Annotated in this window: 10 protein-coding genes; 3 read left to right on the top strand and 7 right to left on the bottom strand. The window is 40.7% G+C overall.

The window, feature by feature from the left end:
• Positions 1-284: 284 nt before the first annotated feature.
• From HWQ43_RS22310 to thrB, 5 genes are all read right to left on the bottom strand, one after another.
• Complete coding sequence (locus HWQ43_RS22310; RefSeq protein WP_292738150.1) at positions 285-1,157, bottom strand: hypothetical protein; 873 nt, start codon at positions 1,155-1,157, stop codon at positions 285-287.
• A 240-nt stretch (positions 1,158-1,397) separates the two neighbouring features.
• A complete protein-coding gene (locus tag HWQ43_RS22305; protein ID WP_292738147.1) occupies positions 1,398-1,763 on the bottom strand; it encodes a DOPA 4,5-dioxygenase family protein in 366 nt (121 codons plus the stop codon).
• Between the two features lie 388 nt (positions 1,764-2,151).
• Positions 2,152-2,688 carry a universal stress protein gene (locus HWQ43_RS22300; protein WP_292738161.1) on the bottom strand — a complete coding sequence of 179 codons (537 nt, stop codon included), beginning with the start codon at positions 2,686-2,688 and terminating at the stop codon, positions 2,152-2,154.
• 550 nt (positions 2,689-3,238) lie between these two features.
• Positions 3,239-3,751 carry a hypothetical protein gene (locus tag HWQ43_RS22295; RefSeq protein ID WP_292738145.1) on the bottom strand — a complete coding sequence of 171 codons (513 nt, stop codon included), beginning with the start codon at positions 3,749-3,751 and terminating at the stop codon, positions 3,239-3,241.
• A gap of 29 nt (positions 3,752-3,780) precedes the next feature.
• A complete protein-coding gene (gene thrB / locus HWQ43_RS22290; protein ID WP_292738143.1) occupies positions 3,781-4,695 on the bottom strand; it encodes a homoserine kinase in 915 nt (304 codons plus the stop codon).
• A gap of 205 nt (positions 4,696-4,900) precedes the next feature.
• Here thrB and HWQ43_RS22285 point away from each other — a divergent pair, with 205 nt between their 5' ends.
• Entirely contained in the window at positions 4,901-5,266 is a 366-nt protein-coding gene (locus tag HWQ43_RS22285) for a hypothetical protein (RefSeq protein ID WP_292738141.1), read from the top strand.
• A 426-nt stretch (positions 5,267-5,692) separates the two neighbouring features.
• Here the strand turns inward: HWQ43_RS22285 and HWQ43_RS22280 are convergent, their stop codons facing one another.
• Both HWQ43_RS22280 and HWQ43_RS22275 read right to left on the bottom strand, forming a co-directional pair.
• Positions 5,693-7,381 carry an NAD(P)H-quinone oxidoreductase subunit 4 gene (locus HWQ43_RS22280; RefSeq protein WP_292738139.1) on the bottom strand — a complete coding sequence of 563 codons (1,689 nt, stop codon included), beginning with the start codon at positions 7,379-7,381 and terminating at the stop codon, positions 5,693-5,695.
• Positions 7,382-7,567: 186 nt separating this feature from the next.
• Positions 7,568-8,287, bottom strand: a complete 720-nt coding sequence (locus HWQ43_RS22275) for a response regulator transcription factor (protein ID WP_292738137.1) — start codon at positions 8,285-8,287, stop codon at positions 7,568-7,570.
• Between the two features lie 595 nt (positions 8,288-8,882).
• Between HWQ43_RS22275 and HWQ43_RS22270 the strand changes: the two genes are divergently transcribed.
• Both HWQ43_RS22270 and HWQ43_RS22265 read left to right on the top strand, forming a co-directional pair.
• Entirely contained in the window at positions 8,883-9,977 is a 1,095-nt protein-coding gene (locus HWQ43_RS22270; protein ID WP_292738135.1) for a hybrid sensor histidine kinase/response regulator, read from the top strand.
• 733 nt (positions 9,978-10,710) lie between these two features.
• Positions 10,711-13,053 (top strand): NACHT domain-containing NTPase, encoded by a 2,343-nt coding sequence (locus HWQ43_RS22265; RefSeq protein WP_292738133.1) that lies wholly within the window; start codon positions 10,711-10,713, stop codon positions 13,051-13,053.
• Positions 13,054-13,110: the final 57 nt, after the last annotated feature.

Genomic DNA, 13,110 nt, shown 5'->3' with positions numbered 1-13,110 from the left:
ATAACTGGTCAACCCAAAAGAATTGCTTTTTTATGACTTTTTCAGCAAGCCCTAAATATTTAAGTTAACCAGTTGCTTCAATTCTAGAGTTCAATATAGTTCAGAATGAGCAACAAAATTCTGATGTAGAGACGCGATTTATCGCGTCTTAAAAGACCAATTATTTAAAGGATTCTCCTTCTCTTACTAGATAATAGTAAACGTAAGGTACATCATAGTCGTCTCCTAGCTTGTGATCAGGGGAGTGAGGTTTTTATACCTCACTCAATCTAGAACAGCTAAATCTATGTCAAATCAATCAAAAAATGAGCTATTAAAGTATTTCTTTCATAGGATAGCAAGTAAAGATGCAAAAGATTTGGGTTATCTTTATCAAGGTGCATCACTGAACCATCAACTGCTAAGTGGTGATGATCTATCCACCGCTCCTGTGAATCTAGTAAAAAACTGAAGTAGGGGCTGACATCTGGATGATTTTTAGTTAATTCTTCATAGCTTTGATAAAAAGGAGGTATCCCAATTCCCATCGGCATATATAAGCCTTTGGAATAATCTTTTACAGGCAATTGAGGAAGCGTTTTCAGATTAACGCCACTGATGAATAATCTATTTTTCTCACCAGTTTTGGTATCTGTGAATCCTAGCTCAATTTCCTGTAAATTTTGTTCAACACCAATTGGTTGAATGTTCCTTAAAATGGCTTTATCAAATTTGCCTATTCTCCAGTATTGATTTCCCCAAGGCTTATTTTGATCGTAAAATCCTGGCGCTCGAAAACTTGCAAATTTAACTTCATTTTTAACGTCGTAAAAATCTCCCCATTTAGTGATATTGGTTGCTAGCGTAGTTCTAACTTTTCTACTTTGCTCTCCTGATACAATTATCCTCTCATCAAGAGGGAATTGAGTAGCAACTTCTTTTTGATTGATTACATTTCTAAGAAGATTAGTTTTTACTATTGTGCCACTTGGATCTTGCCAGTGTTCTAATTTCCACCAATGCTGCCAATATGAAATCTTATTAATTTTTTCAAAAATATTTTTGTAATGTCCAATCGGAAATGTAAACCAACTTTGATAATAAAGGGATTTGTTGTTATCCTCTTTAGTAAAAAGTAAAATTTCCCAAAATCCGGCATTTAAGCAATTATTAGCCAAACCGATCTCTACAATGTTTTGCTTTTCAAAACCATCTCCTCTTAGCTTAAGTTTGAGTCAGGTCTAAGCCTCGACTTTATCTATTTTTCCTTTATTGCGATACTTGCAGCAAACCGCTAAAAGCCCCTATGCATAGGCACTTAAGAAATTACACTTTTCCATTTCACCAGAATTAGTCACAATAGAAAAAGTTTTATGCCTCAAAGCAAAACTTTTACCCAACAAAGTCGTTTACTTTCCTTAATTAGATAAAGTAGGACTAAGCTGTTGAAGAAACTCAATATTCAAATCTAGCTTTTCTCCTAACCATAAGGAATGAACTGCGTGGTCTGCCACAGCATTCCCTGTCTCAGGATGGACGAGAATATCTAATCCCTCACGATTGAGCATTAACCAAGGAACAACTTTATCAAACTGATTCGGTAAGAAAGCAACTTGATACATCGCTTTTGGATGGGGGCCGATGGGCTTGTCAAACCAGCGTCCGAGTTGCACGTCAAACCTAGCGCCTAATCCTTCACGTACACGCGCAGCGACATCCCAACTCGCAGGATCGAAGTAAACATGAGCATGAAAACCAGTGATCTCGATAGTATCTTCTTCCATAGATCCACTTTTCGCTCTCAACTCTAATTTTGGGTAGCGGGCTTTTTATTTCTTACTAAAAAAGCGATGTCTACGACGGGCTACGCCTACGTTCTAATTTTAGCCCAATACAGTGTAGCTAAGGATCGTTTGTGGAGATTGAATTTACAGAGATTGTCGATTGAGATAACTAACTTTTGTGGGGTAGGCAGCATACTGAGCGTTATCGTTAGCGCAGCCTCTCGCAGAGAAGTAGGACTCACGCCGAAGTCTTACCCACCTTAATTATGCAAGTTACAGCTATTTTCAGGTAAATAGACCACGCGGTAGAGGCGCAAGGCCTTGCGCCTCTACGACAGGTGTGGTTCAAATACATGAAAACTGCTGTAAATGTGGAATAGCTTAGTAGTTAGTTAACGCTGAAAGCGCTTGTAGTTTCTTTGACAACTTCATCTATTTTAGGAGTAACTGAAAGATGCACAACATGCACTGAACAAGGAGCATGGTGAAGAACATAGTTACTCACACTACCGAGAAATAGTTCCATCAGCCGAGAATGACCCCGACGCCCCATAACAATTAGGTCAGCGTTACAACTATGGGCTAAATCACAAATAATGTGACCAGGATTACCAACATTTTGTGTAAATTCCGTAGTGATACCTGCTGTGTTTGCTTGGGCACAAAAAGATTGCAACATCTGGATTCCTAGATTTTTAAAGGTATCCCACTGTTTTTGGTATAACTCAAAACTTTGACTGGTCAATCCTGGATAGTAGTCCATATTAGACAGCATAGGAGCATAAGGACTACCCTCTTCTTCGGAAGATAGGACATGAAGTAGCATTAAGCTAGCTTGTGTTAACTTTGCTAAATCCAACGCTTCCTCAAAAACCTGTTGCCCTATTTCCGAGCGATCTAATGCAACTAGAATCTTTTTAAACATCATAATAGACCTCCGATTTCATTGGTAATTGGTCTTTACGGTTTCAGGTTTCCAGATGCTGGATTGTCAAACATGACTAATCCCTCAACTATGTTTAGCGACTTTTGAATTTTAAATCTCTTAAAGGTTTTCGCCCTATATTTATATTTATAGCAGAACAATTTGAGGAACTTGTGAGGAAAGCCAGCATTTATCTTTGAGCATCAGGGAGCATCCCATTTTGGAAGAAATATCTTTAGGCCCTTACCCTAAATCCTTCTCTCAAAGTTGCTATGCATTAGTCACATTTTTATTAAGATTTCTGTAAATAAGTCAGGACAGGATTGTAGAACAAAGCGATATGTGGATATTTGACAAAAGCAGAAGAATGTAAATGACGAAAATTTTCTAGGCGATCGCTAACTACAAACTGGATAATTTGAGTGTATACCTATCAATGCTTTTGCTCTTGTTTTAAGTAAGTTATATTTTTGTTGAGAAATATCCGGGTAATGGATAGCCTAAAAGTAGAGAAGTCAATATATTGCATACAACCGAAAAGGCTAAAGCATTAAACAATCCGGTTGACAATTGTCCATACTTCCCCATCAGAGCGGACATAGGGAACGGAGATTGTCTTAAAGCCAGTAATAAAGGGCTTGTAATAAATCTGCCAATACATTGGACTCAATTGATTGGCACAAGCCTTAAGAAAACGGACTTCTGCGGCCAGTTCACTTGCTAGTTGATTAATGCGTTCAGCATGAACCTGAGCCACTTCTTTCGCTTCCTCTAGCTGCTGCTGTTGGATAAGTTGTTTGGATTCACCTTGCCAACGCACTAACTTCCCTTGTTTTTGTTTGATCTGGCCTTCCAAGGCGGCGATCGCTGCATCTATGCCTTGGAGTTCAACTGATAATTGGGCATTTTCTCTGGCTTGACGGCGGTAAGCTTCCACCATCGCCTGGGGTGAATCATTCTCGCCACAGATGACATTATTTTTTATAGTGAGTGCAGCGCGTTCTTCTAAAAGAGCCTGAATTTGAGAGTTAAATGCGGCTATTTCAGCCTGAGTTTGCTCCATAAATCGAGTTTTAAATGCTGAGTAAAATATTAAAAGCTTTTTGCGCCTTGGGTATCGAGAGAAAGCGATCGCACCTCGGCTGTAATTCCTTCTTCTTGCCAAGCAGCTAACATCGCCGCCTCCACAGCCTTTGAGTATAACTGATCTGCCAAAGCTAACAGTGTCGGCCCCGCACCACTAATCACCATACCATAAGCACCAGCACTAACAGCTGCGATGTTGAGAGCATCATAACCAGGAATCAAAGCTTTACGATAGGGCTGATGCAATCTATCTTGCAAAGCTGTCTTTAACCATTGTCCGTTACCAGTTTCCAAGCCACGCAACAATAATCCCAAATGTGCTGTATTGAAAATCGCATCGGCGCGACTCACCTCAGTGGGGAGAACGCCCCGCGCCTCGGAAGTAGAAAGTTCAAAATTAGGAATAGCCACAACTGGTACAACATCTTTATGCCAGGGAACATCACAAATTTCCCAACCTGCGCCACTGGTAGCAGCGAGACGACATCCTCCCAACAAAGCTGGAACTACATTATCAGGATGTCCTTCCATTGCGATCGCTAACTCCATCACCTGCGATTGACTCATAGGCGTACCTTCAAGTTGATTAGCCGCAACCAACCCACCAACAATTGCTGTCGCCGAACTACCCAAACCCCGCGCCAACGGCACACCTAATTTAATCTCTATTTTCACAATCGGCGGTGTTTGCTCTATATGTTGATAGAACTTGACAAACGCTTGGTAAAGAAGATTGCTCTCATCAGTTTGGACTCGTTCAGCTTCTGTACCAGTGACATGAATAGTTAGCCCACCCTCTTCTTGGCGAGTGAACTTGAACTCGTTGTACAGTTTTAAAGCTGCACCGATGCAATCAAAACCTGGCCCCAAATTCGCAGTTGTGGCGGGAACAGTAACAGTAATGGTAGAAACAACAGACATTGGCAAAACTCACTAATCATCAACTAGCATCCCATGTAAAGGGGTGATTTGTTTACTAGTGATGCTAATTATCTGTTGTGGTAGTTTGCATACCCATCTGAGTGTTTATATTTTATTAATCTATTTTTTTACCTAATGATTGAAAACTAATGTTATTATTAATTCATATATTATTATTGACTATTTATATTAACTAATTTAATAAATGGAATATTTAAAGCGCTTTCTTGAGTATGCTCCTGAAGCGTATGATGCTATTCGTAATGCTGACGATGTAGTAGGGATTGTACGTAACACTGGATGGGCAGAGTTTCGCATTCGACGGATTAAAAAACATTTATTTTATGATGAACACCAGTTGGATTACGATCTCAAATTTAACCGCTTTAGTCCCGATCCAGATATAGCAGATGCCTGGATTAGGTTACAGCGAGGTAATTTTAATCCTGAAGATTTGAGACTACTGGAACATGAATACTTTGAGTCGAGGTTTGAAGGCATTTTCCATACTAACTACCGGACAGATCATGACGCTACTGAACGCTCTGGTCGTTTGTGGAATCCCCAGTAGCATGATGAGCATAACTCAAATGAGTTAAAACTGAAGTATCCAACTTTTACAAACTACATTAATCTGTTATGGCTTTTTACGTATTGATTCTAAAAGAAAAGGAGGATGAGATCGGCGTTACTTAACGCTTTGGCCCACATGAAGATCGTCTCGGCTCTTTATGGATAGATAAATTGAGTGGAGAAATTAAGGAACTTCAAGAAATCCCAGAGCAGAACTCGCAGGCATTTTTTCAACGAGCAGCAGTAAAGGTTTGGCAAAATTGGAAAAAAGGAGCTTTTCCAGAAAAAACATCTTGGGCATCCTGAGAATGATTTGGCATTGATAGCCTATCCATAGCGATCGGCTATCAATACTTTGTTCTTCCTGAGAAAAATACCTAGAAGTTCTCGAAGTTAGCGATCGCTCTTTCCACAGAAGAAAAACTTACTTCAAAGTTCCCAAAACGGGCGCTACCTCAACCTCGGAAATTTGCGGAACCAAGAAACCCTTTGCATAAATCTGGGGATTGGTTTGCGAGACTATGGCATAAGACTGGCGAAGATTAGCATTGACTGCAACGGTCTTCACGTCGTACATCTGCATCGCCATTTTGGGATAGAAACCAATACCAATAATCATCAGCAGAAAACAGGCCGCGATAAACACCTCACGGGGTCTAGCATCCTCGTAGACTGCATCTTCTGGCACGAGACAGTCTGTACCAAAACAAACTGTTCCGTCATCTTCTTGATTTTCCAAGCTTGCATTATTAATGTCGCATAGCAGCGCTGCGTCTTTACCATAAAACACTTCTCGCAGCATGGAAAGTAGATAAATCGGTGTGAGGATAACTCCAACTGCGGCGAGAAAAACTGTTACGGTACAGAAAGTCGAACTATAAACGTCACTGCTTGTCATCCCAACGAATACCGAGAGTTCGCCAGCAAAGCCACTCATACCTGGAAGTGCCAGGGATGCCATTGCTCCGATTGTAAACAAGGCAAAGACTTTGGGCATGGCTTGACCAACACCGCCCATATCTTTCATTACCATTGTGTGGGTGCGATCGTAAGTAACACCTGCTAAGAAGAACAGCACCGATGCAATTAAACCATGCGAAATCATCTGCAACATCGCGCCGTTGATTCCCAAATCAGTGAAGGACGCAATCCCCAGCAGTACAAACCCCATGTGAGAAATCGACGAATAAGCTAAACGCCGCTTCATATTGGTCTGACCAAAGGAGTTCAATGCACCATAGATGATGTTGACAACACCGAGAATGGCTAGAACCGGCGCAAAATAAATGTGTGCATCGGGAAGCAACTCAAGATTCAGGCGAATCAGTCCATATCCGCCCATCTTCAGCAACACACCAGCTAATATCATCGACACAGGAGAGGATGCTTCGCCGTGAGCATCAGGCAACCAAGTATGCATGGGAAAGACAGCAAGCTTGACACCAAATGCAATCAACAATCCTGCATAAAGTAGCAGTTGCAGACTAAGGGGATATTCCTTGCTGGCGAGGGCGGTGATGTCAAATGTCATATCACCGCCGCCGTATAGCCCCATTGCCAGGGCTGCCACTAAAATAAATATAGAAGCTGCTGCGGTATACAACAAAAATTTCGTAGCTGCATAACGACGCCTTTGCCCACCCAAAATGCAGATTAGTAGATAGACGGGAATCAACTCTACTTCCCACATAATGAAAAATAGCAGTAAGTCTTTGGCAACAAACACCCCTACCTGTGCCGAATACAGCACCAGCATTAAAAAATAGAAAAGGCGAGGTCGGTGATCGACTTGCCAAGCTGAAAATATCGAGAGTGTGGTGACAAATCCGGCTAAAAGCACAAGTGGCGCTGAAAGTCCATCGACTGATACCGCCCAGTTAAAACCTAACTGAGGCACCCAGGCATAATTTTCCACCATTTGAAAACTAGCACTGCTGGCATCGTAATGCTTCCAAAACGCATAGCACATCAAGGCGAAATCTGCAATACCTACACCCAGCGCATACCACCGCACGCGCTTACCATCTTTATCAGGCAATACAGGGATGAGCAGGGAAGCAACAAGTGGTAGTAAGACAATCGCGGTAAGCCAGGGAAATTGATCCGCTATCATGTATGTATAGAAAAATACTTATTTAGTTAATTATGTCATTCTACTAAACTTTGTAACAATTTCTTCATAAATCTTTGTCCCAGTTAATTGCTTTGACCGAAAAACAATTGACTGGAGACTGGGAAAGAAATATTTTTATTTGTTAAGTGTTCTTGTCTACGCAGTTGATGATAGCTATTTACTTACTCACGGTACTAATCCCGCCCGCAACGCACGGACAGCAGCTTGTGTTCGGTCAGCGACACAAAGTTTATTGAGAATACCTCGAACATGAGTTTTGACAGTACCGACTGTTAAATAGAGCTTTTTAGCAATTTCTGCATTGTCACAGCCAGCAACAATCAACTCTAAAACATCCATCTCTCTATGAGTTAAAGGATAACTGACTATACTTTTCTCAGTATCTGGGTCAATACCTTCAATTAAGACTCTTTTTCCAGATGCGCCTCTGCTGCCATCGGGGAAATCTTGACGTATTTGTTGTAGTACAAGGTCTGCGATCGCTGGATCGATCCATGAGCTACCTGCATAAGTTGTTTGCACAGCTTCTACTAGTTTCTCAGTTTCTATATCCTTCATGCAATAAGAATCTGCACCTGCTGCAAATGCTGCTAAAACTGCTTGTTCGCTATTTTGCATCGTTAAAATTAGCAGCTTTGTTGTGTAGTCCTCATTCTCTGCCTGATATTGCCTAAATGTGCGTGTTAGCTCAATACCATCCATGTCAGGCAAACCAATGTCAATAGTAGCAACATCCGGCTTGAGAGTTTTCAGAAGCTTGATGCCGTCGGCTGCATTAGCTGCTTCACCAACAATGTTGAACTCTGGCTGGGTTTGTAAGGCAGACCGCAAGCCGATTCTGGTCAGGTTGTGATCTTCAATCACAAGGATCTTGATTTCACTCATAGTTGCTTAACTTTACTATTATTTATCTAAAGTACAGATTAAAATAATCTCGTTCTTCTATTCGGGATCTTATACAAAAAGCAATGAGTTTGGTATTATTTCCTGAACTTCATCTACCATTAGACATAAATAACCTTATCTCGTAAGCTTTTCTAAGGCAAGAGTTTCGATATGACAATATAATTCAATCAGAAAATATAAATATTTTTATAGATTAACTTAACGATCGATGTTTTATGATATACAATTTTTAATTAAAAATCTGGTAGCAAGCAAAAGTAGGTGACTATTAAGTAGTTACCTTTGATTTGAGTAGGATTATGCATCGAAAAAGGACTAAAGTAACTCACTATAACACCCAGACACTGGTATTAATTGGATAATTCAGGCGGATAAGATCCTTGTAAAGAAATATTATATTTAAAATAAATAGCACATAAAATACAGGAAAAAGCAGTTTAATTACGTAGAAAAAAGGTATTTAACTCAGGAAACTCTAAAAGAAAATGTTAATCCTTAATAATCTCAGGGCTAGTGAAGTAAGCTATTACTAGATTTGCTAGGGATAGCCAAGCACTTCTTTTTTTATTTAGCCATGTCTTTACCTAAAACTGTCAAAAAAGATAAAATTCTCGTTGTTGATGATGTTTTTGACAATCTACTTGTCTTAGAAGCAGTCCTAGAAGATGAGGACTATGAAATTAGCTTGGTAGAAGATAGTAAGATTGCTCTGGCTATGGTTGAGGAGTCACCGCCAGACATAATTCTCTTAGATGTGATGATGCCGGAGCTAGATGGTTATGAATTTACTCGGCGTATCCGACAGAATCAGGCGTTGCCATTTATCCCGATTCTGCTACTCACGGCTCACTATGAGTCTAGCGTTGTTGAAGGACTCGACGCTGGTGCAGATGACTTCATTCGCAAACCATTCGATCCTGATGAACTACATGCAAGGGTGCGATCGCTCCTGCGCCTCAAGCATAGTATCGACGAACGAGATCAGATGGCGAACCTTCGAGCAGATTTTGTCTCGCGTTTTACTCACGATTTACGCATACCGCTAGTAGCCTCCAACCGCGTATTAAAATTATTGCTGGAAGGGAGGTTTTGCGATGTTTCACCACAATTACAAGAGATAATTGATACCATGATTGGCAGCAATCAAGACCTGCTGGAAATGGTAAATACCTTGTTAGAAGTTTATCGTCATGAAGCGGGCTGTAAAACCTTAAAAATTTCTCCCTGCAATATTCAGGAATTAGTTAGTGAAGTTTCCCAAGAATTAACTCCTTTAGCTGAAGAAAAAGGATTAACTGTAAATATTGATCGAAGTGAAGTTGCAAGCATAATTATGGGCGATCGCTTAGAACTGCGGCGAGTTTTGACAAATCTTATCGGCAATGCCATCAAGTTTACAGACAAAGGTTCTGTAGATATTCACTGCTATCTGACTCCGGTAGCTGTAAATATTGATATCCAAGATACAGGACCAGGAATTTCTAAACCAGATCAGGCAATATTATTCGAGCGATTTCGTCAAGGGAAACACCAACGTTCTGGTAGTGGCTTGGGACTATATTTATCTCGCTGCATTATTGAAGCACATCAAGGCACAATCGATGTGAAATCTGAACCAGGACAGGGTAGTACATTTACTATACGTCTACCTGTGGCTGGCAAAAACTAAAAGTAGGGAGCATCTCACCTTTGCAAATATACCAGGCGATTAGAAATCGCAGCTACACAAACGAAGTCCGCCTACGCGGACTCGAAGAATTTGAAACCCACGCAGGTGGGTTTTGTTTGTATAGCCAAGCCAGTGCGGTCTTCTCCCAAGGGGAGACGCCAGTGCAGGCGTGTTTATTACTTCTTCTTTCTTTCTTTCTTTCTTTCTTTTTTTTTGTGTCTTTTACGTCCTTCTCTACGAGACGTTACGCGTAGCTTGCTTCTCCGTAGGAGTATGCGGTTCGTTTTTTTTTCTTGTACTTCAGCTCTAATATGGTTTAGCGCATTTTCATACACAAGCCTACAGAAGCTGTTTACGGACGCGCTCGCTTCCGTTATGGATGGAAGAAACAAGTCAAATCCTCTTCCCTTCTGCCTCCTGCCTTGTTTCTTGAAAGTGGTACAATAATTGTGATTACTCAATCGTACATAAACTTTGGACTTCCCGCAGCACAAAGCTACTAGATATACAAAAACTTTCCATAACACCAAATACAAAGTTATAAAATATACTTTAAAAAGTTAATTTATATTGCTAATAATCCAAAAATATGATGTTGGCTGAAGATGCTTGAAATAAATCATTAACATTTAAAAATAGCCAAAATAGTTCACTTAGTTTCTAAGTAGTTCCAAAACTCTATGTTGCAATAATGTCAACTTGAAGAATTATTATTTGATGTGTGTAAGCTCCTATGGTCAAGCGATCGTTCCAGGGATCACTCACCGGGATTGAACAAGCTAAAAAAGCGTTCGCTCATAAGGGGTGGACACAAGAAAATTTGGCTTTTGAAGTTAACTTAAAGACTCGCCAACCAATTTGGCGGTTTTTTAGTGGGCGTCCTGTTGAGCGTCATATCTTTATAGAAATTTGTTCTGTATTGTCGTTGAATTGGCGGGAGATTGCGGCTAATCCTCCAGAAGAATTCCCTGAATCAAAAGAACTTGGTGCTGCGGAATTTTTAGATATTGATGCTCTAGTACAACAAGTGCGATCGCAACGCTTTGACAAAATTCAAGACCAGTGCGGCACTTTGCAGTTATTAGATGTTACTCGCCCGGTTAGAATCGACGACATTTACATTGATGTCAACATTTTGGAGGAGATTGCGAGCCTTCAGTGGTTAGAGTTTGCTGACTTGCAAAACTTTACATCACAAGAATTTGATCGCTTTGGTTTAGGTGAAGTATCCCAGACACAAATGGCGGGGATCGCGGCAGTTCAAACTTATTCAAAGCTGCGGGTTTTGGGTAAACCGGGAGCAGGTAAAACCACTTTTTTACAACATCTGGCGATTCAATGCAACCGAGGGAGATTTGCTGCAAATCGGGTTCCTATTTTTGTCACCTTAAGAGATTTTGCTGACGAATCTAAAGAAGCAGGAGAGTTCTATTTACTCAACTATATTTGCAAAGAATTCTTCACCTGTGGAATTTCAGATCCATCTGTGCTGGAAACTTTGTTGTTGGAGGGCAGAGTATTGCTGTTGCTGGATGGATTAGATGAAGTACTCCATCAACAGAGCATTAGTGTCGTCAATGAGATTCGCAGACTATCTGAAAAGTATCAAAAGAATATGTTTGTTGTCACCTGCCGCACAGCAGCTAAAGCTTTCAACCTCAGACGCTTTACAGATGTTGAAATTGCCCCTTTTAGTCAAGATCAAATTGTTGCTTTTGCTCAGAAGTGGTTTACAGCAGTTACGAAAACGAACATTCAAAATAAACAAGAACAGGCATTTGAATTTATTGAAAAACTAGATTTGCCCGAAAATTTACAATTTCAAAGACTTGCTGTCACTCCCTTGTTTTTGCATCTCGCCTGCTGGGTTTTTCATCACCAGAATAAATTTCCAACCCAAAAAGCTGCGTTTTATAAGCAGTGTTTAGACCTGCTCCTGGGCAAATGGGACGAAACTAAAGCAATTGAGCGGGATGAAGTGTATGAAGGTTTTTCATTACCACAAAAACTTAAGTTGCTGAGTCAGGTTGCTAGCGCGACATTTGAGCAGGGTAATTACTTTTTTGAACAACGCATTGTTGAGCAATACATTAGCGATTATATCAGTGATTTGCCGAATGCTTCCACAGAACCGGAGGAATTGGAATTAGATAGTGAAGGGGTACTTCAGGCGATAGAGTTGCAACATGGATTACTAGCAGAACGAGTGCGGGGGATTTTCTCTTTCTCTTATTTGACGTTTCAAGAATACCTGACTGCTCGAAAAATTGTTGCCAGTTATAATTTACAAGCATTAGAACAACCGTTAGAACGTCTGGTGACTCATATTACTGAACCCAGGTGGCGTGAAATCTTTTTGTTAACGGTTACTATGCTACGGAATGCAGATTTTTTCGTGCAGTTGATGAAGCAAGAAGTTGATGCGCTAGCGGCTCAAGATCCATCTTTGCAACAATTTTTAACTTGGGCAAGTCAAAAGTCTCTTGCTGCTCCTGAGTCTGCTGCAATTCGGGCGTTTTATCTTGCCCTGGCTAGGACTCCTCACCTTACCCCGTACTTTGCTCTTGTCTGCATCTTCGAGCGAGATATTTTTTTGAATGCGGCATTAGATAACCTAGTAATGGAATGCGAATCTAATTTTGCCGATGTCTATGAGTGCAACGATGCTCTGAGTAGTGCTTTAGTAATTGTTCAAGATGCTGGCTTACATCAATCTTTACAACAACTTAAAGACCTACTGCCCAATCCAGAACAAAGTAGAGAAAAGATTCAGACATGGTGGCAAACAAGTTATTCTGCTTGGATGAAACAGTTAAAAACTGCGATCGCGAAGTATCGAAACATTCAGCATCACTGGCATTTCAGCCCACAGCAACAACAAGTATTACAACAATATTACGATGCCAATCAGTTGCTTATCGATTGCCTTAATAGCAACTGTGAAATCACAAACGTTGTGCGGCAGGAGATTGAAGCTAGTTTGTTGTTGCCGATAAAAGAACTCTCTAAGCGGGAATGGCAGGGGGCAGGGGCATGGAGCAGAGGGAGTGAGGGAGATGAGGGGACAAGAGGGTAAACAAAACTCCTAACTCCTAACTCAGCACTCAGTACTCCTTATGCCTAATGCCCAATG

It is taken from the genome of Nostoc sp. JL31 (assembly GCF_017114965.1).
Taxonomy (GTDB): Bacteria; Cyanobacteriota; Cyanobacteriia; order Cyanobacteriales; family Nostocaceae; genus Nostoc; species Nostoc punctiforme_A.
The sequence above is the reverse complement of the archived record's forward strand: the minus strand, read 5'-3'. Positions and strand labels throughout refer to the sequence as shown.